Below are 23,113 nucleotides of genomic sequence, written 5' to 3'. Positions count from 1 at the left end.
AGCGTGCAGCCGCAGGCGCGGAAAACGCGACGTATCGACGCCGCAGGAAAGACATGCAAGTGGATCGGTGTAACAAGATGTCGCGCTGAAAAACGATTCCCGCATTCCCCATCCCCTTGATCCCGAGATGATGCAAAACAACTCCGTGTGATCGAACACTACATCCGCGTTGTGCAATTTGCGAGAGATTTGCTACGTTCGATCCGGCGCGACGAAACCGCTGAAAACAAGGCGTTAAAGCCATGTGCAGAAGCCGTATGCGCTGCGTGAAAGGTGTCGTGGCAGGTAAACAGGGGTACCTGCATGATGCGTATGAAAGGGAAGTCGCAAGTCGTTGAGTACGCACGTCGTAAACGCGTTAACCAGTTCGTTCATCCTTGTAGACATGGAGCAGGTCAAGTGAATCCACATTCTTCCTTCCGTCTTTCCCGTCGTCGTCCCCTGGTTGCTGCACTTGCCGCAATCGTCGCGTTCGGCGCCTTCGCAGCGAGCGCTTCGGCAGGCGATGTCAGTACCGCTGGTCTGCGCGACGGCGAAACCTACGACCGCTTCATCGTGAAGTACCGCGATGGCAGCACGGCGCGCGCCAGCAGCGCGACCTTGCAGCGCTCGTTGCAGGGCGCGGTCTCGCGCGCCGCGCTGGGTCCGTCGAACGGCAGGGCCGTGAGTGCGGCGAAGCTGCGACGCCTCGGCATCGGTGCCGAACTGGTGCAGACCTCACGCAAGCTGGATCGCGTCGAAGCCGAAAGCCTGCTGCGCCAGCTGGCGATCGATCCTGAGGTCGAGTTCGTCGAGGTCGATGCCCGTCGCTACGCGCGCCTGGTGCCGAACGACAGCTTCTACAACCAGTATCAGTGGCACTTCAAGGATCCGGTCGGCGGCATCAACCTGCCGGCGGCATGGGACAACGCGACGGGCGCCGGTGTGGTGGTCGCCGTGCTGGATACGGGCATCACGCCGCACAGCGATCTGGATGCGAACATCCTGCCGGGCTACGACTTCATCAGCGACACGTTCGTGTCGCGCGACGGCGACCTGCGCGATGCCAATCCGCTCGACGAGGGCGACTGGAATCCGGTCGCGGGCGAGTGCTACGCGGGCTCGCCGGTGCAGGACAGCAGTTGGCACGGCACCCACGTGACCGGCACGGTGGCGCAGGTGACCAACAATGCGAAGGGCATGGCGGGCGGCGCCTTCGATGCGAAGGTCGTGCCGGCGCGCGTGCTGGGCCGGTGCGGCGGCTACACGTCGGATATTTCCGATGCGGTGATCTGGGCGTCGGGCGGCACCGTGGCGGGCGTGCCGGCGAATGCCAATCCGGCGGAAGTCATCAACCTCAGCCTCGGCGGCACCGGTGCGTGCAGCGCGGTGGAACAGAACGCGTTCAACATCGCCATCGCCAACGGCAGCACGGTGGTGGTGGCAGCGGGCAACGATGCCAGCAACGTCACCGGCTTCTCGCCCGGCAACTGCACGGGCGTCATCACCGTGGGCGCCACGCGCATCACCGGCGGCATCGCGTCGTATTCCAACTACGGCACGCGCGTGGATATCTCCGCGCCGGGCGGCGGTGGCGGCGTGGACGGCAATCCGGGCGGATACGTCTGGTCCGCCGGCAATGCAGGCGCCACCACGCCCACCACCGAGACCTACTTCGGCCTGGGCGGCACGTCGATGGCGGCACCGCACGTGGCGGCGGTCGTCGCGCTGATGCAGAGCGTGGCGGAAACGCCGCTCACGCCCGCGCAGGTGCTGGCCACGTTGAAGTCGACCGCGCGTCCGTTCCCGGTGGCGCCGCCGGCCAACCGTCCCATCGGTGTCGGCATCGTCAATGCGGCGGCCGCAGTGCAGGCCGTGATCGGCGGCGGTGGTCCGCCGACCGCGACGCCGCTCACCAACAACGTGGCGGTCGGCGGCAACAGCGGCGCGAAGGATGCGGTGGTGCAGTACGCGCTGGTGGTGCCGGCCGGCGCGACCAACCTGTCGTTCATCAGCTACGGCGGCAGCGGCAATGCCGATGTCTACGTGAAGTTCGGCAGCGCTGCCACCGCGACCAACTACGACCTGCGTTCGGTGAGGCCGGGCAACAACGACATGGTCAACATCGCCAACCCGCAGGCGGGCACTTACTACGTGTCCCTGGTGGGCAAGACGAAGTTCGCCGGCGTCAGCGTGCGCGGCAGCTTCACCGCACCCTGATACGAGGGGCAGGGCACGGCATCGCGGCCCCGGCAGACCGGGGTCGCTTCGTCGGGTGACGTGATGCGCGCCCATGACGCTGGAGGGGCGAATACGGTAACTTGGCGCATTCTCCGATCCTCCCGCCGCATGCCGCTCTACCGCTACAAGGCCCTCAACGCGCACGGTGAAATGCTGGACGGCCAGATGGAAGCCGCCAGTGACGCCGAGGTCGTCGCGCGCCTGCAGGAGCAGGGCCATCTGCCTGTCGAGGCCGCATTGGCGTCGGCCGGTGGCGGCGGCAGCCTGCGGCAGCTGTGGCGGCCGAATGCGTTCGCCGGCGACCGGCTGGTGCAGTTCACCCAGCAGCTCGCCACGCTGCTGGGTGCGGGCCAGCCGCTGGACCGCGCGCTGGGCATCCTGCTCGACCTGCCGGAAGACGAGAAGGCGCGGCGCGTCATCACCGACATCCGCGATGCCGTGCGCGGCGGCGCGCCGCTGTCGACGGCGCTGGACCGTCAGCATGGCCTGTTCTCGCGGCTGTACATCAACATGGTGCGGGCCGGCGAGGCGGGCGGCAGCCTGCACGACACGCTGCAGCGGCTCGGCGATTACCTGGAGCGCAGCCGCGCGTTGAAGGGGCGCGTGGTCAACGCGCTGGTGTATCCGGCCATCCTGCTGGTGGTGGTGGGCTTCGCACTGCTGTTCCTGCTCGGTTACGTGGTGCCGCAGTTCGCGGTGATGTACGAAAGCCTGGACGTGGCGCTGCCGTGGTTCACGCAGGGCGTGCTGTGGGTGGGCGCCTTCGTGCGCGACTTCTGGTTCGTGCTGATCGCGGTGCCGGCCGTGGCGCTGCTGTGGTTCGACCGCCGCCGTCGCGATCCCGCCTTCCGCGACCGCCTGGATGCCTGGCTGCTGGGGCGCCCCCTGGTCGGACCGTTGCTGGCCCGGCTGGAAACCGCGCGCCTGGCGCGCACGCTGGGTACGCTGCTGAAGAACGGCGTGCCGCTGCTCACCGCACTGGGCATCGCCCGCAACGTGCTGGGCAACCGCGCGCTGGCGGCCGACGTGGAGGTGGCGGCCGACGACGTGAAGAACGGCCACGGCCTGTCCGCCTCGCTGGGCAAGGGCAAGCGCTTCCCGCGGCTGGCGCTGCAGATGATCCAGGTGGGCGAGGAGTCGGGCGCGCTGGACGGGATGCTGCTGAAGACCGCCGAGACCTTCGAGCAGGAAACCGCTCAGGTGCTGGACCGTATGCTGGCCGCCCTCGTCCCCGCCATCACGCTGGTCCTGGCCGCCGTGGTCGGCGTGGTCATCATCGCCGTGCTGGTCCCGCTGTACGATCTGACCGGCGCCATCAACTGAGCCTTACTGGAGAGTCCGCTACCATGTCCCGCATGCGTCCGATGACTGCGTTCCGTTTCCCGCGTTCCCAGCAGGGTTTCAGCCTGCTCGAGATCATCATCGTGCTAGTGCTGATCGGCGGCATCCTGGTGCTGGTGGGCAGCCGCGTGATGGGAGGCGCCGACAGCGGCAAGGTCAAGCTGGCGCAGTCGCAGGTGCAGACGCTGGCGGGCAAGATCGAGAACTACCGGCTCGACACCGGCCGCTATCCGGCGCAGTTGACCGACCTGGTGACCAATCCCGGCAACGCGCCCGGATGGCTGGGCCCGTACGCGAAGGAAAGCGAGCTGCAGGACCCGTGGAAGAACCCGATCGACTACCGCATCCCCGGCGAGACGCAGCGCTTCGACCTGGTCAGCCTGGGCGCCGACGGCAAGGCCGGCGGCGACAGCGTCGACGCGGACATCAAGAACGAATAAGCGCGACGCCCGCCGTCGTGGCTCGCCGTTCCGCCGTTGCGCACCTGTCCGTCTCCGGGCGCGTCGTCGCGCCTGCGCGAACGGCCGGGTTCACGCTGCTGGAAACGCTGCTGGTGATGACGTTGATGGCGGCGGCGGCGATCCTGGCCGCGATGGTGTTCACCGGCGGCATGGACGGCATGCGGCTGCGCGCGGAGTCCAAGGAGATCGCGGCGCAGCTGCGCTACACGCGGGCGCGTGCCATCGCGACCGGACAACCGCAGCTGTTCCGGATCGATCCGCGTGCGCATGCCTGGGAAGCCGCCGGCGACCGTCGCGGCGAGATCGACGGATCGCTGGGGGTGCGCTTCACCGGCGTGCGCGAGGCGCAGGCGCGCGCGGGCGAGGGCGCGATCCTGTTCTTTCCCGATGGCGGATCCACCGGCGGTCGCGTGACGCTGTCCGCCGGCACCGCGGCCTGGAGCGCCGACGTGGCCTGGCTGACCGGTGAGACCCGGCTGCTGCGCGACGAGGTGCGGGCACCATGACGCCGCCGGCACGTCGCCACCAGCACGGCTTCACCCTGCTCGAGGTCATCGTCGCCTTTGCCCTGCTGGCGCTTGCCCTGACCCTGCTGCTCGGCGCGCTGTCCGGTGCGAGCCGGCAGGTGCGGGAATCCGCGGACAGCACGCGCGCCACCCTGCACGCGCAGTCGCTGCTGGCGCAGCTGGGCGCGGGCGACGTGCTGCAGCCGGGCCGGCAGGAAGGCAGCTTCGAAGGCGAACGCTATCGCTGGCAGCTCGATGTGGCGCCATACGCCGATCCGCTGGCGGCGCGCGCGCAGGTGGAGGCCGGCGCGCCGCAGCTGCTGGACGTGCGCCTGGAGGTGCGCTGGGGCGACGAGCGCGGACAGGCGATGCAGTGGCGCACGCTGCGCCTGGCGCCGCGCGACATCAACCAGGCGGTGGTGCCATGAGGCGCGCGCAGGTCCGCGGCTTCACCCTGATCGAAGTGCTGGTGGCGCTGGTGCTGATGGCGGCCGGACTGGCGCTGGCGTTCGCCACGCTGCGTTCGTCCACCGCCGTGGTGACGCGCGGCGAGGACATGGCGCAGGCCAGCGAGCGCATGCGTACGGTGCACGGCTACCTGCGCGCGCGGCTGGCCTCCGCGCAGCCCATCGTGTTCGCCACCGATCGCAGTTCGCTGCGGCAGGCGCGCTTCATCGGCTCGCCGCAGCGCATGCGCTTCGTGTCGGACCTGCCCGATTACCTCGGTTACGGCGGTCCCTACCTGCACGAACTGGTGGCCGACGACCAGGGGCGGTTGCAGGTGGCGTTCTCGGTCGCACGGCCTGACGTGTCGCTGGACGAGGTGGAACAGGCGTCCGGTGGGCAACGCGCGGAACGTCTTGCCGACGGCTTGCGCGTGGTGCGCTTCCGCTATCGCGGACTGGATGCGGAGAACCGGCTCGGCCCGTGGCAGGACCGCTGGGAAACGGCGGAGATGCTGCCGTTGCAGGTGAAGGTGGAAATCGAAGCGGTGCAGGGCGGCCGCTGGCCCGACCTGGTGGTGACGCTGGCACGCAGCGAAGGCGGCGCGGGCGGTGGCCTGCTGCCGGGCGGCACGAATCCGGTGCTGCCATGAACCGGGTGCGTGGCGCCGCCCTGTTGCTGGTGCTGTGGCTGGTGGCGCTGCTCACCGCCCTGATCGGCGCGTATGCGCTGACCGCGCGGATGGAGGCGCTGCAGGGACGTGTCGGCAGCCGGGGGACGGTGGCCCAGGAAGTCGCGCGCGCCGGCATCGAGTACGCGCTGGTGCGCGTGTCCGACCGCAATCCGGAAACGCACTGGCAACCCAACGGTCGCGCCTACGCATGGAGCTTCGATGGTAGCGAGGTGCAGGTGCGTATCGTCGACGAGACCGGCAAGGTCGATCTCAACCAGGCCGATGTGCCGCTGCTGTCGCGCCTGATGCAGGCACTCGGAGAGCCGCCCGATGTCAGCGACGCGCTGGCGGCGGCGATCGTCGACTGGCGCGACGTCGACAACCTCAGCCAGCCGGTGGGCGGTGCGGAGGACGGCGACTACGCGGCGGCCGGCCGCGACTACGGCGCCAAGGACGCGCCCTTCGAGACCCTCGCGGAAGTCGAACAGGTGCTGGGCATGACCCCCGACCTGTACGCGCGGATGGCGCCGTTCCTGACCCTGTACTCCGGGCGCGGGCAACCCGATGCGGGTTATGCGCAGGGGCCGGTGCTGGAGGCGATGGGCGTGGATGCGGCGGCGTGGCTGGCGCAGCGCAACGCCACCGGCGCGGCCGGCAACCCGCAACTCGTCGGCACCGGGAGCGGCACGTATAGTATCGAGAGCCGTGCGCGGCTGGCCGATGGCCGCGAGGCGTCGCTGAGGACGGTGGTGCGCGCGGGGGCCAGCCCGGTACCGGGTTCGGCCTATACCTTGTTGCGCTGGGAGGAGGGAGCGTCACCACAATGAGCGGCGTACGCGACACCCTGCAGCGCTTCCGTGCGCGCCTCGGCCCCGGGCCACGCAGTTTCCTCGCGTGGTGGGGACAGGCGCTGACGACCTGGTTGCCGGTGCGCTGGCGCGTGCTGCTGGGACTGACCGGCGACCGCCTGCTGTTCCAGCGGCAGAACGACGAGATCGAGATGACCTGGCTGGAGGGGACGCAGCGGCACATGCTGGCGCGGCTGCCGGCCACCGTGACGCCGGAAGAATTGCGCGCGCTGCTCGGCAACCGGCTGGCGGGGTTGCCGCGCTGGTGGCTGGTGCCGGCGGACATGGCGCTGCGGCGCCGCCTGGTGCTGCCCGCCGCCGCCGCGGAACGCCTGCGCGACGTGCTGGCGTTCGAGCTCGACCGGCAGACGCCCTTCGCCGCCCACGAGGCCTGCTTCGATGCGCGCGTGCTGGGTGTGCGCGACGACGGCCAGCTCGAGGTCGAACTGGCGGCGGTGCCGACGGGCGCCTTCACCAGTGGCCTGGCGCGGCTGGGGGGACTGGCGCAGGGCATGGCGGGTGCGGACGTGGAGGACGCAGAGGGCGGAATCCTCGGCCTGAACCTGTTGCCCGAGGCCGCGCGCGTGGTCCAGCAGGCGCCACAGCGTGGCCTGCACCTGGCGCTCGCCGGCGTGGCGGTGGTGGCGGTGGTGTTCGCTGCCTGGGCGGTGCTGGACAACCGCCGCGCGGCCGCCGAGGCGTTCGCCGCGCAGGTCGACAGCCGTGCCGATGCCGCGCGCCAGGTGGCCGCGCAGCGCCAGCAGCTCGTCGACCTGGTCACCGGCACCACGATCCTCAACCAGACCAGCGCCCGCCGGCCCACCGCGCTGGAAGTGATGGACGACGTGACCCGGCGCCTGCCCGACAACACCTATCTCGAAAAACTCGCCATCGAAGGCGACCGGCTCACGCTGATCGGCTTCAGTCCGGAAGCGTCGGGCCTGGTGGCGCGCCTGCAGGGCTCGCCGCTGTGGCGCAATCCCGCGTTGAGCGGCGCGCTGCAGCCGGATCCGCGCACGCGCATGGACCGCTTCACCCTGACCGCCGAGCTGCTGGGCAAGCAGGATCCGTCCGCCACACCGCCGGGAGGCGCCGATGCCGCTGGCCGTGACTGACCGCGACCGCTGGCTCGCGCTGGCCCTGCTGCTGGCCGCGCTGCTGCTGGGTTACCTGCTGCTGGTGCATCCGTGGTGGACCGTGCCGATGCAGGAGGTCGGCGCGCGCGTCGACGAACTGCGCGAGCGCGAACTGCGCATCCGCACCCAGCTGCAGCAGGCGCCGCAGGTGCAGCGCGAACTGGCCGCGGCGCTGGCGCAGCAGGCGCAGCGTCCCGGCTTCCTGCCGGAAGCGACGGTGGAGCTGGCCACCGCCGGCCTGGTGCAGCGGCTGGAAACCATCGTCAAGCAGGCCAGTCCGGGCAACCGCAGCTGCGCCATCGCCAACCAGTCGCCGCTGGCGGTCGCCGGCCGCGAGGTCTACCCGCGCGTGGTGGTGCAGGTCCGGCTGCGCTGCGGCACCCCGGAGCTGGCCTCGGTGCTGCACCAGATCGAATCCGGCAGCCCGCGCCTGTTCGTGGAGAACCTCAACATCCTGCCGCAGCGTTACGCGTTCCAGGCCAGCGAAAGCGGTGCCGGCGGGCTGGACGTGAACTTCGACCTGTACGGGTATCTCAAGCCATCGCCCGGCGTCGCGCAGGAGCCTGCCGATGCGCGCTGATGCCTGGAGCGTCCGCACCTGGCTGCTGGCCGTGGTGGCGGGATGGGCGGTGCTCGCCGCGCTGCTGGCGCTGTTCGGGCTGGGCAGCCGCATCACGCCGTTGCCGGCCGATCCGGCGCTGGTGCAGGCGCTGCCGCGGCTGCCGCCCAATCCACCCGAGCGCCTGGGCGCGCTGGACCAGTACGCCGACGTGGGCGCGCGGCCGATGTTCTCCGAAGACCGTCGCCCCAAGCCCTTCTTCCTGTCCGGCGAGGAAGCGGCGGCACCCGCGTTCGACCTGGTGCTGACCAGCGTGATGATCACCCCGTCGCTGCAACTGGCCATCGTGCAGCCCGCACAGGGCGGCGAGGGGCTGCGGGTGAAGGTGGGCGAGTCGCCTGCCGGCTTCCCCGGTTGGCAGCTGTCGGAACTCGGCCCGCGCCGCGCGGTGTTCGACGGGCCGGAAGGTCGTCGCGAACTGGAACTGCGCGTCTTCGACGGCGCCGGCGGACAACCGCCGACCCCGGTGGCCACCGTGCCACCGATGGTGCCGCCCGCCGCAAGCGGCGCTCCGCCGGCGATGCCGGGCGGTCGCACCACCGGAGGCAACAACGCGCCGGCCACCATGCCGACCGTGGCCTCGCCGCCGACGCCAAGTCAGGCTCCCGCGCCGGTCGCCACGCCGTCGCCATCGTCGAGCGAGTCTGCCGCGCCGGTCGCCACCGCCGACGAGCAGATGGAAGCCATCCGCCAGCGCATCGAGCAGCGCCGGGCGCAGCTGCGACAGCAGCAGGCGCAACCCACCACGCCGCCGGCAACGCCCGGCAAGACACAGTAGAGTGCCGGCATGACGTTACGTGTGATCCTGTTTTCCCTCTGCCTGGGCCTGCTGGCCGGCTGCGCGACCGCGCCGTCGCCCGATGTGCGCCGCACCGCCCGCACGCCGGCCGGCGAGATCATGCCCGGCAGCGCGCAGACTGCGCCCCTGCAGGAAAGCGAGGCGCCGGTGGCCGGACCGCAGGCGCAGATCCGCCGCGGCAACGGCCAGATGATCAACCGCAGCGCGGCGGCGTCGCCGCTGCCGTCGCTCGGTGGCGCCAGCAGCGGATCGGCCACCTTCAACTTCGAAGGCGAATCCGTGCACGCCGTGGTCAAGGCCATCCTCGGCGACATGCTGGGGCAGAACTACGTCATCGCCCCGGGCGTGCAGGGCACAGTGACACTGGGCACGCCCAAGCCGGTGTCGCCGGCCGAGGCGCTGAACCTGCTGGAGATGGTGCTGGGCTGGAACAACGCGCGGCTGGTCTACAGCGGCGGACGCTACAACATCATTCCCGCCGACCAGGCCCTGGCCGGCAGCGTGGCGCCGCGCACGGGTCCCGCCTCCAGTGCGCGCGGCTACGAAGTGCGCGTGGTGCCGCTGCGCTTCATCTCCGCCAGCGAGATGAAGAAGGTGCTGGAGCCGTACGCGCGGCCCAACGCCATCGTCAACGTCGACAGTACCCGCAACGTCATCACGCTCGCCGGCACGCGGACCGAACTGGAGAACTACCTGCGCACCGTCGAGATCTTCGACGTCGACTGGCTGTCGGGCATGTCGGTGGGCGTGTTCCCCCTGCAGACCGGCCGCGCCACCCGCGTGGTGGCCGACCTGGAGAAGGTGTTCGGCAACGACAGCAAGACGCCCAGCGCCGGCATGTTCCGCTTCATGCCGCTGGAAGGCGCCAACGCCGTGCTGGTGATCACGCCGCAGCCGGCGTACCTGGACCAGATCCAGCAATGGCTGGAGCGCATCGATGGCGCAGGCGAGGGCAGCCGCCTGTTCTCGTACGAACTGAAGTACATCAAGGCACGCGAACTCGCGCAGCGGCTGGCGGAGGTGTTCGGTTCCTCCGGCGGCAGCAGCGGCAGCGACGGCGATGGCCGTTCGACCGGCGGCGCGGGCAACGTGTCGCTGATGCCCGGCACCGAGCCCGTGCAGATCAACGACGGCGGCATGAACAGCAGCGGCGGCAGCGTCGACTTCGGCAGCAGCGGCACGGGATCCGGCAGCGGCGGACTGGGCGGCGGCACGCTGTCGCTCAACCAGCGCGATGGCGGCAACGGCGCGGTGACGCTGGAGGTCGACGGCAACCGCGTCGGCGTGGCAGCGGTGGAAGAGACCAATACGCTGCTGGTGCGCGCCAGCCCCAGTGCCTGGCAGTCGATCCGCGAGGTGGTGGACAAGCTCGATGTGATGCCGATGCAGGTGCATATCGAAGCGCAGATCGCCGAGGTGTCGCTGACCGGCGACCTGAGCTACGGCGTCAGCTGGTTCCTCGAGCGCGCGATGACCGACAACGGCCTGGGGCCCTTCGCCGCACCCGGTGCCGGCGGGCCGAGCGCCTGGAGCACGCTGGCCGGCAGCATCGGCGGCGTGGGCGGTGCGGGCGCGGTGTGGACGCTGGTCAAGAACGACGCCGCCGCGGTCATCACCGCGCTGGACGAGGTCAGCGACGTCCGCCTGCTGCAGACGCCGTCCATCTTCGTGCGCAACAACGCGGAGGCCACGCTCAATGTCGGCAGCCGCATCCCGATCTCCTCGGTCACCTTCAATCCCGGTGTGGGCAGCGACAACACCTTCAGCCAGGTGCAGTATCTGGATACCGGCATCATCCTGAAGGTGCGGCCGCGGGTGACCAAGGACGGCGTGGTGTTCATGGAAATCGTCCAGGAAGTCAGCACGCCCGGCGACGTGCCGGACGAGAACGGCAACGTCCGCATCAACAACCGCCGCTTCAAGACCGAGGCGGCCGTGCAGGCGGGCAACACGGTCATGCTGGCGGGCCTGATCAGCGACAGCGCGACCAACGGTTCGGCGGGCATCCCCGGACTGAGCCGCCTTCCGATCATCGGCGGCCTGTTCGGCAGGAAGACCAGCGGCTCCGAGCGCAGCGAAGTGATCGTGCTGCTCACGCCGACCATCGTGCGCAATCCGCAGGAGGCGAACGACCTGACCGACGAGTACGGCAAGCGCTTCCGCGCGCTGGAACCGCTGAACGCCCCGCGCAAGTGACGTCGCCCGCCCCGAGCCTGCCCATCGTCCTGTTGCCGATCGGCAGCGACGACGACGCCCTCGACGCCTGCCTGGGTGCGCTCGACGCCACCACGCCGGCCGGCACGCGCCTGTGGCTCGCCGATGACGCGCAGGCCGGCCCGCGCGGCCTGGCCATCATCGAGCGCTGGCTGGGGCGTACCCGCTTGCAGGCCGACTACACGCGGCGCCCGCGCATGCTGGGCGAAGTGGCGCACATGGACCAGATGCTCGCCGCCTGCGGCGATGCCGATGTGGTGGTGCTGGCGCCCGACGCGCAGCCGCTGCCCGGCTGGCTGCAGCAGCTGGCCGCCTGTTTCGCGCGCGATGCCGCCATCGCCACCGCCACGCCCTGGTGCAACGCCGGCGAAGCCGCCGCCTGGCCGCGGCTGGGCGAAGTGAGCCCGCCCCCTGCCGATGCCGAACGCACCGCCCATGCCTGTGCGGCGATGTCGCCGCTGCATCCGGAACTCCCCGCCGCCGTCGCGCACGCTGTCGCGCTGCGCGGCAGCGCGCGCAAACGCGTCGGCGGGCTGGACGCGGCCAGTTACGGGTCGTGGTACGCCGCGCTGGTCGACCTGTCGCTGCGCCTGGCCGGCCTGGGCTGGCGCAACGTGCTGTGCGAGACCGCGTTCGTCGCACGCGGCGGCGAAGGCGGTCCCGCCGACGGCGACATGGACGCCTTGAACGCGCGCTGGCCGACGTTCACGCCCAGGCTGGCGACGTTCCTGATGGAGGATCCGCTGCGCCTGCCGCGCGAGCGGTTGCATGCGTTGTACGCGGAAGCGGGATCGCCGGAGCGCCAGCGTGACCTCTTCGGTTGAGATGTCCGGCATCGCCGCGGTGGTGGTGACGCACGAGAGCGCGTCCAGCATCGACGACTGCCTCATGCGGCTGCGGGTGGCGCATGGCGTGCACGAGATCCGCGTGGTCGACAACGCCTCCACCGACGACACCATGGAGATCGTGCAGCGGCACGCGCTGCAGGACGCGCGCCTGCGCTTCATCGCCAACCCGGACAACCCGGGCTTCGCGGTCGGCTGCAACCAGGGCGCGCGCGACACGGACGCCCCATGGCTGGCGTTCGTCAATCCGGACCTGATGGTGGAAGCCGACTCGCTGTCGCGGCTGCGGACGCATGCCTGCGGTGCGACGGGAGGGGTGGTGCTCGGCGTCGATCTGGTCGACGAAGCCAGCGTGCGCGATGTCGCCGCGCGGCGGCGCGATCCGCAGTTCGCGGCGATGCTGCGCTCACCGGGGGCAGCGTCGAAACTGGGCGTGCCCATCGACGAGGCGCAGGCGCTGCAGCCGGTGGACATCGTCTCCGGCGCGCTGATGCTCATGCCGCGCGCGCTGTTCGACAGGATCGGCGGTTTCGACGAAGGCTACCGCCTGCACGCCGAGGACATGGACCTGTGCCGGCGCGCGCGCGATGCGGGCGCCCTGGTCGCCGTCGCCAACGACATCCGTGTGCTGCATATCCGCGGTGTCTCCAGCCGCGCGCGTCCGGTATTCGTGGAATGGCACAAGCATCGCGGCCTGTGGCGCTACTTCCGCACGTTCGAGGCGGCGCAATGCGGCCTGTCCACCCGGATCGGCGTGTTCGCCGCGATCTGGCTGCACTTCGGTGCGGTGCTGGCGCGGATACTCCTGCGCCGCTGACCGGCGTCAGTCGCCGGCGGTACGGTGTCCGTGTCCGCGCAACGCGTGCAGGGCCGCGTCCAGCTGGCGCGCCTGCACCAGCACGTAGTCGGTATCGAACGTCGAGATCGCGAAGATGCCCACGCCGGCCGCCGCCAGCGGATCCAGCACCGCCTTCAGGATGCCGGTCAGCGCGAAGTCGAACGGTCCCTGCAGCTTGAACATGCGCCAGCCGCGCTGGCAGCGGACATCGGCAGGAACATGCGCCTCCCTGCAGACCAGCGACAGTTCGTCATCGGTCCAGCTCGCATGGCGGATGCCGAGGGCGGGCCACCACGCCGGCAGCGTGGAACCGGCCGGCAGCTGCGCGACGGCATAGCGCTCCGGCAGCAGCGAGAGCACCAGCGGCGGCGTCGTCATCCCGCGCGTCCGTTCCACCAGAACAGCGCATTGACCATCAGGACGGCCACCAGCGTGTAGACCAGCGACAGCGGGCCACCGACGCGCCACAGCTGGCGCGAGGTGTAGTTGGCGGGACCGACGATCATCGATATCACCGGGTTCGAGGCGGTCATCAGGTTGTTGGATGCGGACAGCGCGACGATCAGGGCGAACGCGGTGGGATTGCCGCCCGCCGCCAGCGCCAGGTTGATCGCCATCGGCACCATCACGATGGTCGCGCCGACATGGCTGATCACCAGCGAGAACGCGGTCGTCAGCAGCGCGATGGCGATTTCCAGCACCCACACCGGAATGCCTTCCGGCAACCGCTCGACCGTATGCCCGGCGACCCACGCCGCCGCGCCGCTGCTGTCCATCGCCCAGCCCAGCGGGATCAGGCCGGCCATCAGGAACACCGTCTTCCAATTGATCGCGCCGTAGGCCTCGTCCATCCGCAGCACGCCGGTCAGCAGCATGCCGGCGACGCCGGTCATCAGCGTCAGCGCGACCGGCAGCTTGGAGGTCAGCGCGATGATGATGGTGATGGCGAAGATGGTCATCGCGATCTTGAACTTGTGCGGCCGCTGCTCGCCCTTCGGGTAGTCGGTCACCACCACGAAGTCGCGGCTCTCGGCCGCCTGACCCAGGTCCTGCCAGATGCTGTGGAACACCAGCATGTCGCCGGCGCGCAGCTTTTCCTCGCGCACGTTCTCCCGGATGACCTTCTTGTCGCGATTGATCGCCAGCAGGCTGATGCCGTTCTGCTTGCGCAGGCGCAGCTCGCGCGCGGTCTTGCCGATGAACTTCGACGTCGGCGGCACCACGGCTTCGGAAATGCCGGCGCGGCTGGGATTGAACAGGTCGCCGAAGTGGCGCAGCCGCGAGGACATGCGGAGGAACTGGTTCTGCGCGAAATCGCTGATCTCCTGCCGCGATCCCATCACACCCAGCACGCTGCCCACCCAGATGCGCATGTCCGCCGGCGGCGCCAGGCGCGTGTCGTTGCCGGTCTGCAGCGCCAGCATCAGCGGCGCGTTGTGCAGCGCCTCGGCTTCGCCCAGCGACATGCCCACCAGCGGGCTTTCCGCACTGACCACCAGCTCGAACACATCGCCTTCGATCCCGTAGGTGCTGGCGAAGTAGCTCTCGGTGCGCGCCGGCGTCACCACCCCGTCGCTGTCCTGCGTCTCGTCCTTCAGCTTGCGGTCGCCGACGTAGCGGAAATACAGCAGGGACGCGACCACCAGCGCCAGGCCGATCGGCGCCGGTGCGAACATGCGCAGCGGCTCCAGCGTGGCCATGCCCGAGGGCAGGTTGTTGTTGGCCGACACCAGCAGGTCGTTGAGCAGGATCAGCGGCGAGTTGCCGACCATCGTGAACGCACCGCCCATGACGATGGCGGCGGCGATCGGCAGCAGCAGCCGCTGCATCGACAGGCCGGTGCGCGAGGACAGGCGCGAGGCGACCGGCATGAACAGCGCCATCACCGACGGGTTCTGCATGAAGGACGAGTTGAGGCTGGCGATGGCCGTGGTCATCAGCAGCAGCCGCTGCTCGATGCCGTGGCCGCGCCGCAGCAGCCAGGACGCCAGCCGGTTCAGCGCGCCGGTGCGGTCCAGGCCGGCCCCCAGGATCATGGTGGCGATGATGCTCATCACCGCGTTGCCGGAGAAGCCGCCGAAGATCTCCTCCGGCGCGATCAGCCCGGTGATGCCCAGCACCACCAGCACCACCAGCGCCACCAGGTCGGCGCGGATGCGCTCGAACAGGAACATCGCCATCGTGAAGCCGACCAGCCCGAGGACGAGCTTCATGTCGTTGGTCAGCGTCAGCGCGTTGTCCATCAGGGCCGTGATTCGTGATTCGTGATTCGTGATTCGTGAACGCAGTTCCCACGGATGTTCCCCGCAGCCACTACGGAACCGGTATGCGCAACTATGGAACGGTCAAATTTCAATCCTGATCACCAATCACCAATCACCAATCACCAATCACCAATCACCAATCACCAATCACCAATCACCGCTTGTCATACACCAAATCCCACACCCCGTGGCCGAGCTTCTGGCCGCGGGTCTCGAAATGCGTCTGCGGGCGCCAGTCGGGGCGCGGCACGCTGCCGCGCGGGCCGGCGCGGTTGAGCAGGTCCGGGGTCGCATCCAGCACGTCCCACATGTGCTCGGCATAGGCCTCCCAGTCCGTGGCGCAGTGCAGGCGGCCGCCCGGGCGCAGCTTGCGGGCGATCAGCGCGGCGAAGGCGGGCTGCACCAGCCGGCGCTTGTTGTGGCGCTTCTTGTGCCACGGGTCGGGGAAGTAGATGCGCACCTCGTCCAGCGAGCCGTCGGCCACCTCGTGCTGCAGCACTTCCACCGCATCGTGGTGGTAGACGCGCACGTGGTCGCTGCCGTCCTCGGCCAGCGCGTTCAACAGCCGGCCGACACCGGGCGCATGCACCTCCAGGCCGAGGTAATCGCGCGCCTTGTCGTTTGCGGCGGCGAAGCGCAGCGCCTCGCCGTTGCCGAAGCCGATCTCCAGCACGCGCGGTGCGGTGCGGCCGAACACCGCGTCGTAATCGCGCGGCGCGCCGGTGTAGTCCAGTCCGAAGCGGGGCCATTGCGTGTCGAACGCACGCTGCTGGGCTTCGGTGAAGCGGCCCTGGCGCAGCACGAAGCTGCGGACTTCGCGCCGGCCTTCGGTCAGGGTGAAGGGCTTGGGCGGCGTCTTGGCGCCGGGACTGGAGAATGGATCGGTCATCAGCCGATCAGGCCATCGATCGGACTGGAGGCCGAGGCATTGCGCTTGCGCGGGATGCGGCCGGCCAGGAAGGCCTCGCGGCCGGCTTCCACGGCCTTGCGCATGGCGCTGGCCATCAGTACCGGATGCTTGGCGCCGGCGATGGCCGTGTTCATCAGCACGCCGTCGCAGCCCAGTTCCATGGCGATGGCGGCGTCGGACGCGGTGCCGACGCCGGCATCGACCAGCACGGGCACCTTGGCGTTCTCGATGATTTCCAGCAGGTTGTACTTGTTCTGCACGCCCAGGCCGGACCCTATCGGGGCGGCCAGCGGCATCACCGCCACGCAGCCGATCGCTTCCAGGCGGCGCGCCAGGATGGGGTCGTCGCTGGTGTAGACCATCACGTCGAACCCGTCGGCCACCAGCTTTTCGGCGGCGGCGAGGGTCTGCACGACATCGGGATACAGCGTCTTCTGGTCGCCTAGCACTTCCAGCTTGACCAGCGTGTGGCCGTCGAGCAGCTCGCGGGCCAGCCGGCAGGTGCGCACCGCATCGTCGGCGGTATAGCAGCCGGCGGTGTTGGGCAGGATGGTATACCGGTCGGGCGGCAGCACGTCGAGCAGGTTGGGCTCGTTGGGCGACTGGCCCAGGTTGGTGCGCCGGATGGCGACAGTGACGATCTCGGCGCCCGCGGCCTCGGTGGCCAGCCGGGTTTCCTCGAAATCCCTGAACTTGCCCGTGCCGGTCAGCAGGCGGGAGCGATAGGTCTTGCCCGCGATCACCAGCGGGTCATGGGGGGCGGTGTTGGACATGCCACGATTATCGCCCATGAAACGCGGATGCGTCCCGCCGATGTCGCGCGGTGTGGCGATCAACCACCGCCGAGCGCGTGGACGATCTCGACGCGGTCGCCGGGCTTCAGCACGTGCTGTGCGTGCTGCCCGCGCGGGATGATCTCGCCGTTGACCTCGACGGCCACGCGGCGCTCGGCCAGTCCCTGCGACTGCAGGAGGGCAGCGATGGTGCTGTGTTCCGGCAGCGCCTGCGGCTGCCCGTTCAAGTGGATATCCATGCCGCCATTGTCGCCGATGGCCCGGCGCCTTGCCGCATTGCAGCGTGTGCGGCGGCGGGCTTGGTGGAACGATGCGCGCCATGCGCAGCCGTACGGCAGAGCCGGCGCGCACCCCTCGACCCCTTGCCCCGGAGATTCCATGAAGCGTTCCGTTTCGCCCGTCCGTTCCCTGCTGGCCGTCGCGCTGGCCGTGGCGGCGGCTCCCGCCCTCGCCGGCGATAACCCCTATTCGCAGACCGTGTTCTTCGGCGACAGCCTGACCGACTCGGGCCACTTCCGGCCGGCGCTGGTCCAGGCGGTGGGGCCGAACGGCGCCCTGCTGGGCCGCTTCACCACCAATCCGGGCCTGGTCTGGTCCGAGTACCTGGCCGAGTACTACGGCACCGGCGCCACCAGCGCCAACCAGGGCGGCACCAACTACGCCGTCGGCGGCGCCCGCGTGGGCACCAATACGGCCGGTGCGCTGGGTCCCATTCCGTCGATGACCACACAGCTGACCAGCTACCTGTCCGCCAACGGCGGCCGGGCCGATCCGAAAGCGCTCTACACGGTCTGGGGTGGCGCGAACGACCTGTTCGCCGTGGTCGGAGGCGCCCCGGCGCAGACCACCATCGCCGGTGCCGTCACGGCACAGGTCGGCATCATCGGCACGCTGCAGAGCGCCGGCGCGCGCTACATCCTCGTGCCGACCATCCCCGACCTGGGCGTGACCCCGCAATTCCGCGCCGGCGGTGCGGTCGCGCAGGCCACGGGCACCCAGTTGGCCAGCACCTACAACAGCGCGCTGTTCGGCGCGCTCAATACGGCCGGCCTGCGCGTGATCCCGCTGGATACCTTCACGCTGCTGCGCGAGATCGTCGCCAGCCCGGCCGAGTACGGCTTCGGCAACGTCACCGGCACCGCCTGCAACCCGCAGATCACGGCGTCCTCGGTCACCTGCAGCCCGCTGAACTACGCCTCGGCCAATGCGCCGGACGTGTACGCGTTCGCCGATGGCGTGCATCCGTCTTCCAAGGCGCACGGCATCCTGGCGCAGTACGCCCAGTCGATGCTGGAAGGACCGCGCCAGATCGCGCTACTGCCGTACACCGCCTCGGTGCATGGCCGCGCCCGCGCCGACCGCGTGGCGTCGCACGTGGCAGGCAAGCCCGAGGCGGACGGCATGCGCTGGTGGGGCGATGTGCGCGGCGACTTCCTGCGCTACGGCGACGGCGATCTGTACGACGGCGTGGGCCCTGCGGGGACCTTCGGTGTGGACTGGTCGCGCGGCTCCTGGGTCTACGGCGCCTTCGCCGGTTATGGCCGCGCGAAGTACGACTTCGGCCTGCGCCGCGGCAGTTTCGACGAATCCGATGCGACCCTGGGCGGTTTCGCCGGCTGGTACGGCGACCACCTGTGGGCGAACGCGCAGGTCAGCTACAGCTGGCTCTCGTACGATGTGGACCGCGAAGTGCAGCTGGGCGGGGTGACGCGCCGGCACAGCGGCTCGCCGGACGGCACCAACCTGACCGTGGGCGCGAGCGCCGGCTACGAGTTCGGCGACGGCGCGTTCCGACATGGTCCCGTGGTCAGCGTGGTGTCGCAGACCATCGAGATGGACGGCTACAGCGAAAGCAACGTCAGCTCGACCGCGCTGGCCTACGCCGACCAGGACTTCGATTCGCTGATCGGCAGCGCCGGCTGGCAGGTCAGCTACGCGATCAACGACCACCTGGCGCCGTACGCACGCCTGACGGTGGACCGGGAGTTCGAGGACCCGGCGGCGGAAGTGTTCGCCCAGTCGCTGTCGCTGCCGGGCACGGCGCCGTACGCGGTGCCCGGGCTGGACACCGACGACAGCTACGGCACCCTGCTGTTGGGCGCGCGCACGAAGCTGTTCGGCTTCGACGCCAACCTCGGCGTGAACACCACGGTCAACCAGGGTGGCGGCACCAACACCACCGCGTTCATGACCCTGAGCGGCGGCTTCTGACGCACGCCGGGCAATGCGGCGCCGGAGAAGGGCGCCGCATTGCCTTGCCGCGTGCCGCGGCATAGACTCGCGCCATCGTGCGGGTGTAGTTCAATGGTAGAACTGCAGCTTCCCAAGCTGCTAGCGTGGGTTCGATTCCCATCACCCGCTCCATTCCGCGTTTCCTTCCCTGACCCTGTCATCGTCCCGCGTCGCGGGCGTGGCATGCTGTGCCCGCCTCCCGTGACCGACTCCCCATGAAGCTCGCCATCCTGTCGCGCAACGGCAAGCTGTACTCGACGCGCCGCCTGGTCGAGGCCGCGCGGCAACGCGGCCATACCGTCCGGGTACTGGACCCGCTGCGCTGCTATATGCGCATCGCATCGAGCGGCTTCCAGCTCAACTACAAGGGCCGGTCACTGGCCGGTTACGACGCCGTCATTCCCCGCATCGGCGCGTCCATCACCCGCTACGGCACCGCCGTGCTGCGGCAGTTCGAGCTGATGGGCACGTACAGCCCCAATCCGTCGGACGCCATCCTGCGCGCGCGCGACAAATTGCGTGCGCACCAGTTGCTGGCGGCGCAGGGCATCGACCTGCCGGTGACCGTCTTCGGCGACAACCCGGACGACACCAGCGACCTTCTGTCGATGCTCGGGCCGCCGCCGCATGTCATCAAGTTGAACGAGGGCGCGCAGGGCGCCGGGGTGATGCTGACCGAGAAGCCGTCCGCCTCGCGCAGCGTGGTGGAAGCGCTGCGCGGCCTGTACGCCAGTTTCGTGGTGCAGGAGTTCATCGGCGAGGCCGAGGGCGCCGACCTGCGCTGCTTCGTGGTGGGCGACGAGGTGGTCGCCGCCATGCGCAGGCAGGCGCCGGAGGGCGATTTCCGCTCGAACCTGCATCGTGGGGGGACGGCGTTGCACGCCGAGGCCACCGACGAAGAGCGTGCGGTCGCCATCCGCGCCGCCCGGGTTCTCGGGCTGGGGGTGGCGGGGGTGGACCTGATCCGCGCCCAGCGGGGCCCGCTGGTGCTGGAGGTCAATTCGACCCCCGGCCTGGAGGGCATCGAGTCCGTCTGCGGCGTGGACGTCGCGGGCCGCATCGTGGCGCATCTGGCCGCGCAGGCTGAATAGGCGAGGGCGGCGGCGCCGGACATCGGCAAGCGCCCATTTCACATGGAATTAACGCCGCCTTTAACGGTGGTTTAATCGAATGCCGCGTAGCCTTCACCGGACCGCAGCTCTGCGTCCCTCCGGTGGATACCTCTGGAAGCACAGGATTACGGTAATCGGGGCATTAGTTTGGCCCAGGCGGGCAACCACCCGCCTGGGCCTTTTTGTCGGTGACCTTCGGCCGATGTCCTTCGCGCGCGGCATGGCAGAATCCCGGACGCACGGCCGGGCATCGTCGAATGCGCAACGGCTGTTACTCTCTGCCCTCGCCCCCACCCACACGAGGTAATGGATGTACAAGTTCGCATGGACTCCCGCGTTGGCCCTGCTGCTGGTGTCGGCCAATGCGTTTGCCAGTATCGGTTCCGGGAACAGCGGGCGCAGCGAGCGCATGGCGATGGATGTCCACCAGTCCTTCGATGCGCAGCGTCAATCCATCGAGGCCGATCTGGCCAATGGCAAGACTTACAGCGAGCTTTCCGACAGCGACCGCATCAAGGTGACCGAAGCGCTCCAGCGGATGGCGAGCCTGCTGCACGACGCCGGTGGCGTGGCCGCGCTGGACGAGGCGCAGAAGGTACGGGTGTTCAACGATCAGGAACTGGTCAATTCCCTGCTGTCGCAGGCCGCCGAGGACAGCCGGCTCATCTGCCGTCGCGAGAAGCAGATCGGTTCGAACCGCACCACCACCCAATGCATGACCGCGCTGCAGCGCAATCGCCAGACGGAACGGGCCCGCAAGGACCTCACCGATTCGGCCATTTCGTCCCAGCGCTGAAGGAACACGCAATGCGAATCCTCGTCATCGAAGACAACAGCGACATCGCCGCCAACCTCGGGGACTATCTGGAGGAGCGCGGCCATACCGTCGACTTCGCCGCCGACGGCGTGACCGGCCTGCACCTGGCGGTCGTGCACGAGTTCGATGCGATCGTCCTCGACCTCAACCTGCCGGGCATGGACGGGCTGGAAGTCTGCCGCAAGCTGCGCAACGAGGCGCGCAAGCAGACGCCGGTGCTGATGCTGACCGCGCGCGATTCGCTGGACAACAAGCTGGCCGGCTTCGACTCCGGCGCCGACGATTACCTGATCAAGCCGTTCGCGCTGCAGGAAGTGGAAGTGCGCCTCAACGCACTGTCGCGTCGCGGCAAGGGCGTTCAGACGCGCGTGCTGGAAGTGGGCGAGCTGGAATACAACCTGGACACGCTGGAAGTGCGCCGCCAGGGCAAACTGCTGCAACTCAACCCCACGGCGCTGAAGATCCTGCAGGCCCTGATGGAGGCCTCGCCTGCGGTGGTGACGCGCCAGGAACTGGAAACGCGCGTCTGGGGCGAGGAGCTGCCGGATTCGGATTCCCTGCGCGTGCATATCCACGGCCTGCGTGCCGTGGTCGACAAGCCGTTCGACTCGCCCTACATCCAGACCCGTCATGGCATCGGATACCGCATCGCCGCACCCGATGCCAGCAGCTGAGTCGCCGAAAAAATCCCGCCGCCACCGCCGCTTCCGGCGGCGGCTGCGCACCCGCATCATCCTGTCGTTCGTGCTGCTGGGGTTCGGGCTGACGGCGCTCTTCGCCTACCTGACCGAGGTGACCCGCCGCCGCGTGGAAAACCAGCTGGTCGAAGACGTACTCAACCGCAACATCGACGAGTACGGCCGTCGTTTCCAACTCAATCCGCGTCAAGTGGATGTCCCCGTCCAGCAGATGCATGGACGCATCGTCAGGCCCGACGGTTTCGAGCGCCTTCGCCTGGAGGAGCCGGACTGGTACGAGTTCAGGGACGGTATCCACAACCTGAGCGGGGTCGACGAGACAGGGCAGTCCTTCTCCTACAAGCTTGCGGTCCGCAAAACGCCGGATGCTTGGTTTTTCCTCGCCTACGACATGACGCAGACCCTGCGCGGCGAGAAGCAGTTCAATCGTGCCATCTACATTTCCGTCATCCTGTTCACGCTGCTCTCCTTCGCGGTGGGCTGGTGGTCCGCATCCCGTGTGATGAGTCCGGTCTCCGAACTCGCCGCACGCCTGCGCGCCTACCGCGGCAGCAGCAACCCGCGTCCGCTGGCGCCGCACTTCCCTCAGGACGAGGTCGGCGAACTGGCCAAGGCACTGGACGACTATGCCGAGCGCCTCACCGACGTCGTCCAGCGCGACCGCGAATTCAACGCCGACGTCAGCCACGAGCTGCGCACGCCGCTGGCGATCATCCGCGGTTCGGTCGAGCTCATGCTGTCGCGGCCCGACATGGACGAGAAGACGCGCACGCGCATCCAGCGCATCCAGCGCGCCGAGCAGCAGTGCACCGACCTGATCAGCGCGCTGCTGCTGCTCTCGCGCAACGAGCGCGGCCATGGCAATACCGACGTCGCGCGCGTGGTCGACCAGTTGCTCGATGCCCATCGCGCCACCCTCGGGGGCAAGCCGCTGGTGCTGCGCGTGGAAGGCGAGGGCGGCGTGACCGTGGATTCGCCGGAAGCCGCGCTGTCGGTCGCCCTGGGCAACCTGATCGGCAACGCGGTGAAATACACCAAGGAAGGCGAGGTGGTCGTGCGGCTGCTGCCGGATGCGGTGGAAGTCGTCGATTCCGGCCCGGGCCTCAGCAAGGAAGACGCGGCGCGGCTGTTCGAGCGCGGCTACCGGGGCACCCATGCCGGTCATTCGCAGGGCGGCGGCATCGGCCTGTCGATCGTCAGCCGCCTGTGCGCGCTGTACGGCTGGCAGGTGGGCGTGCGGCCCGGCGAGCCCAAGGGCGTTGTCGCCACGCTGCGCTTCTTCCCCGGCCGCAGCGCGACGATCGACAGTCCGGTCGATGCATCGCCACCGGTCGCATGAGCG

Annotated in this window: 23 protein-coding genes and 1 tRNA gene; 19 read left to right on the top strand and 5 right to left on the bottom strand. The window is 69.3% G+C overall.

Annotation, left to right across the window (positions count from 1 at the left end; translation table 11 throughout):
- The first annotated feature begins 399 nt into the window (after positions 1-399).
- From VGN58_RS13635 to VGN58_RS13575, 13 genes are all read left to right on the top strand, one after another.
- The gene (locus VGN58_RS13635; protein ID WP_327483731.1) at positions 400-2,199 is read left to right on the top strand and encodes a S8 family peptidase; all 1,800 of its coding nucleotides are present in this window, start codon (positions 400-402) and stop codon (positions 2,197-2,199) included.
- A 129-nt stretch (positions 2,200-2,328) separates the two neighbouring features.
- Positions 2,329-3,543 (top strand): type II secretion system protein XpsF, encoded by a 1,215-nt coding sequence (gene xpsF / locus VGN58_RS13630; protein ID WP_327483730.1) that lies wholly within the window; start codon positions 2,329-2,331, stop codon positions 3,541-3,543.
- Between the two features lie 32 nt (positions 3,544-3,575).
- Entirely contained in the window at positions 3,576-4,001 is a 426-nt protein-coding gene (gene gspG, locus VGN58_RS13625; protein ID WP_327484668.1) for a type II secretion system major pseudopilin GspG, read from the top strand.
- A 44-nt stretch (positions 4,002-4,045) separates the two neighbouring features.
- Positions 4,046-4,528, top strand: coding sequence for a type II secretion system protein XpsH (xpsH, locus tag VGN58_RS13620; RefSeq protein ID WP_414710824.1), 483 nt, complete (start codon positions 4,046-4,048; stop codon positions 4,526-4,528).
- On the top strand, positions 4,525-4,956 hold the full coding sequence (xpsI, locus tag VGN58_RS13615; protein WP_327483729.1) for a type II secretion system protein XpsI: 432 nt from the start codon (positions 4,525-4,527) through the stop codon (positions 4,954-4,956). The genes xpsH and xpsI overlap by 4 nt, the downstream gene beginning before the upstream one ends.
- Positions 4,953-5,624 (top strand): prepilin-type N-terminal cleavage/methylation domain-containing protein, encoded by a 672-nt coding sequence (locus VGN58_RS13610; RefSeq protein ID WP_327483728.1) that lies wholly within the window; start codon positions 4,953-4,955, stop codon positions 5,622-5,624. Before xpsI ends, VGN58_RS13610 begins: the two co-directional genes overlap by 4 nt.
- The gene (locus VGN58_RS13605; RefSeq protein WP_327483727.1) at positions 5,621-6,472 is read left to right on the top strand and encodes a type II secretion system minor pseudopilin GspK; all 852 of its coding nucleotides are present in this window, start codon (positions 5,621-5,623) and stop codon (positions 6,470-6,472) included. The genes VGN58_RS13610 and VGN58_RS13605 overlap by 4 nt, the downstream gene beginning before the upstream one ends.
- The gene (locus tag VGN58_RS13600) at positions 6,469-7,608 is read left to right on the top strand and encodes a PilN domain-containing protein (protein ID WP_327483726.1); all 1,140 of its coding nucleotides are present in this window, start codon (positions 6,469-6,471) and stop codon (positions 7,606-7,608) included. Before VGN58_RS13605 ends, VGN58_RS13600 begins: the two co-directional genes overlap by 4 nt.
- Positions 7,589-8,209: a type II secretion system protein GspM gene (gspM, locus tag VGN58_RS13595; protein ID WP_327483725.1), complete on the top strand. Its 621-nt coding sequence runs from the start codon at positions 7,589-7,591 to the stop codon at positions 8,207-8,209. Before VGN58_RS13600 ends, gspM begins: the two co-directional genes overlap by 20 nt.
- Positions 8,199-9,026, top strand: a complete 828-nt coding sequence (locus VGN58_RS13590) for a hypothetical protein (protein WP_327483724.1) — start codon at positions 8,199-8,201, stop codon at positions 9,024-9,026. The genes gspM and VGN58_RS13590 overlap by 11 nt, the downstream gene beginning before the upstream one ends.
- Positions 9,027-9,035: 9 nt before the next feature.
- Positions 9,036-11,243 carry a type II secretion system secretin GspD gene (gspD, locus tag VGN58_RS13585; RefSeq protein ID WP_327483723.1) on the top strand — a complete coding sequence of 736 codons (2,208 nt, stop codon included), beginning with the start codon at positions 9,036-9,038 and terminating at the stop codon, positions 11,241-11,243.
- Positions 11,240-12,085, top strand: a complete 846-nt coding sequence (locus VGN58_RS13580) for a glycosyltransferase (RefSeq protein ID WP_327483722.1) — start codon at positions 11,240-11,242, stop codon at positions 12,083-12,085. Before gspD ends, VGN58_RS13580 begins: the two co-directional genes overlap by 4 nt.
- 1 nt (position 12,086) lies before the next feature.
- Positions 12,087-12,923, top strand: a complete 837-nt coding sequence (locus VGN58_RS13575; protein WP_327484666.1) for a glycosyltransferase family 2 protein — start codon at positions 12,087-12,089, stop codon at positions 12,921-12,923.
- Positions 12,924-12,929: 6 nt separating this feature from the next.
- Here VGN58_RS13575 and VGN58_RS13570 read toward each other — a convergent pair whose 3' ends face one another.
- The 5 genes from VGN58_RS13570 to thiS all read right to left on the bottom strand — a co-directional run bounded on the left by VGN58_RS13570 (position 12,930) and on the right by thiS (position 17,151).
- Positions 12,930-13,322, bottom strand: a complete 393-nt coding sequence (locus tag VGN58_RS13570; protein ID WP_327483721.1) for an ACT domain-containing protein — start codon at positions 13,320-13,322, stop codon at positions 12,930-12,932.
- The gene (locus tag VGN58_RS13565) at positions 13,319-15,187 is read right to left on the bottom strand and encodes an SLC13 family permease (RefSeq protein ID WP_327483720.1); all 1,869 of its coding nucleotides are present in this window, start codon (positions 15,185-15,187) and stop codon (positions 13,319-13,321) included. Before VGN58_RS13565 ends, VGN58_RS13570 begins: the two co-directional genes overlap by 4 nt.
- A gap of 175 nt (positions 15,188-15,362) precedes the next feature.
- Complete coding sequence (trmB, locus tag VGN58_RS13560; protein WP_327483719.1) at positions 15,363-16,097, bottom strand: tRNA (guanosine(46)-N7)-methyltransferase TrmB; 735 nt, start codon at positions 16,095-16,097, stop codon at positions 15,363-15,365.
- Positions 16,097-16,891: a thiazole synthase gene (locus VGN58_RS13555; RefSeq protein ID WP_327483718.1), complete on the bottom strand. Its 795-nt coding sequence runs from the start codon at positions 16,889-16,891 to the stop codon at positions 16,097-16,099. Before VGN58_RS13555 ends, trmB begins: the two co-directional genes overlap by 1 nt.
- A gap of 59 nt (positions 16,892-16,950) precedes the next feature.
- Positions 16,951-17,151 (bottom strand): sulfur carrier protein ThiS, encoded by a 201-nt coding sequence (gene thiS, locus VGN58_RS13550; RefSeq protein ID WP_327483717.1) that lies wholly within the window; start codon positions 17,149-17,151, stop codon positions 16,951-16,953.
- Positions 17,152-17,323: 172 nt separating this feature from the next.
- Between thiS and VGN58_RS13545 the strand changes: the two genes are divergently transcribed.
- The 6 genes from VGN58_RS13545 to VGN58_RS13520 all read left to right on the top strand — a co-directional run bounded on the left by VGN58_RS13545 (position 17,324) and on the right by VGN58_RS13520 (position 23,110).
- Positions 17,324-19,123 (top strand): autotransporter domain-containing protein, encoded by a 1,800-nt coding sequence (locus VGN58_RS13545; RefSeq protein ID WP_327484665.1) that lies wholly within the window; start codon positions 17,324-17,326, stop codon positions 19,121-19,123.
- Between the two features lie 79 nt (positions 19,124-19,202).
- Positions 19,203-19,276 (top strand) — tRNA-Gly (locus VGN58_RS13540).
- A gap of 83 nt (positions 19,277-19,359) precedes the next feature.
- Positions 19,360-20,235 (top strand): 30S ribosomal protein S6--L-glutamate ligase, encoded by an 876-nt coding sequence (rimK, locus tag VGN58_RS13535; protein ID WP_327483716.1) that lies wholly within the window; start codon positions 19,360-19,362, stop codon positions 20,233-20,235.
- 358 nt (positions 20,236-20,593) lie between these two features.
- Positions 20,594-21,052, top strand: a complete 459-nt coding sequence (locus VGN58_RS13530; protein ID WP_327483715.1) for a hypothetical protein — start codon at positions 20,594-20,596, stop codon at positions 21,050-21,052.
- Between the two features lie 11 nt (positions 21,053-21,063).
- On the top strand, positions 21,064-21,747 hold the full coding sequence (locus tag VGN58_RS13525; RefSeq protein ID WP_055936695.1) for a response regulator transcription factor: 684 nt from the start codon (positions 21,064-21,066) through the stop codon (positions 21,745-21,747).
- Positions 21,734-23,110: a HAMP domain-containing sensor histidine kinase gene (locus tag VGN58_RS13520; protein ID WP_327484664.1), complete on the top strand. Its 1,377-nt coding sequence runs from the start codon at positions 21,734-21,736 to the stop codon at positions 23,108-23,110. Before VGN58_RS13525 ends, VGN58_RS13520 begins: the two co-directional genes overlap by 14 nt.
- Positions 23,111-23,113: the final 3 nt, after the last annotated feature.

Source organism: Pseudoxanthomonas sp. (genome assembly GCF_035999195.1).
Lineage (GTDB): Bacteria > Pseudomonadota > Gammaproteobacteria > Xanthomonadales > Xanthomonadaceae > Pseudoxanthomonas_A.
This window is presented reverse-complemented; position numbering and strand designations above follow the sequence as displayed.

Excerpts from the sequence above, each read along its gene's own strand:
- xpsF (WP_327483730.1), top strand. The coding sequence starts at position 2,329 with ATGCCGCTCTACCGCTACAAGGCCCTCAACGCGCACGGTGAAATGCTG.
- gspG (WP_327484668.1), top strand. The coding sequence starts at position 3,576 with ATGCGTCCGATGACTGCGTTCCGTTTCCCGCGTTCCCAGCAGGGTTTC.
- xpsI (WP_327483729.1), top strand. The coding sequence starts at position 4,525 with ATGACGCCGCCGGCACGTCGCCACCAGCACGGCTTCACCCTGCTCGAG.
- VGN58_RS13610 (WP_327483728.1), top strand. The coding sequence starts at position 4,953 with ATGAGGCGCGCGCAGGTCCGCGGCTTCACCCTGATCGAAGTGCTGGTG.
- VGN58_RS13605 (WP_327483727.1), top strand. The coding sequence starts at position 5,621 with ATGAACCGGGTGCGTGGCGCCGCCCTGTTGCTGGTGCTGTGGCTGGTG.
- VGN58_RS13600 (WP_327483726.1), top strand. The coding sequence starts at position 6,469 with ATGAGCGGCGTACGCGACACCCTGCAGCGCTTCCGTGCGCGCCTCGGC.
- gspM (WP_327483725.1), top strand. The coding sequence starts at position 7,589 with ATGCCGCTGGCCGTGACTGACCGCGACCGCTGGCTCGCGCTGGCCCTG.
- VGN58_RS13590 (WP_327483724.1), top strand. The coding sequence starts at position 8,199 with ATGCGCGCTGATGCCTGGAGCGTCCGCACCTGGCTGCTGGCCGTGGTG.
- gspD (WP_327483723.1), top strand. The coding sequence starts at position 9,036 with ATGACGTTACGTGTGATCCTGTTTTCCCTCTGCCTGGGCCTGCTGGCC.
- VGN58_RS13575 (WP_327484666.1), top strand. The coding sequence starts at position 12,087 with ATGTCCGGCATCGCCGCGGTGGTGGTGACGCACGAGAGCGCGTCCAGC.
- VGN58_RS13570 (WP_327483721.1), bottom strand. The coding sequence starts at position 13,322 with ATGACGACGCCGCCGCTGGTGCTCTCGCTGCTGCCGGAGCGCTATGCC.
- VGN58_RS13565 (WP_327483720.1), bottom strand. The coding sequence starts at position 15,187 with ATGGACAACGCGCTGACGCTGACCAACGACATGAAGCTCGTCCTCGGG.
- trmB (WP_327483719.1), bottom strand. The coding sequence starts at position 16,097 with ATGACCGATCCATTCTCCAGTCCCGGCGCCAAGACGCCGCCCAAGCCC.
- VGN58_RS13555 (WP_327483718.1), bottom strand. The coding sequence starts at position 16,891 with ATGTCCAACACCGCCCCCCATGACCCGCTGGTGATCGCGGGCAAGACC.
- thiS (WP_327483717.1), bottom strand. The coding sequence starts at position 17,151 with ATGGATATCCACTTGAACGGGCAGCCGCAGGCGCTGCCGGAACACAGC.
- rimK (WP_327483716.1), top strand. The coding sequence starts at position 19,360 with ATGAAGCTCGCCATCCTGTCGCGCAACGGCAAGCTGTACTCGACGCGC.
- VGN58_RS13525 (WP_055936695.1), top strand. The coding sequence starts at position 21,064 with ATGCGAATCCTCGTCATCGAAGACAACAGCGACATCGCCGCCAACCTC.
- VGN58_RS13520 (WP_327484664.1), top strand. The coding sequence starts at position 21,734 with ATGCCAGCAGCTGAGTCGCCGAAAAAATCCCGCCGCCACCGCCGCTTC.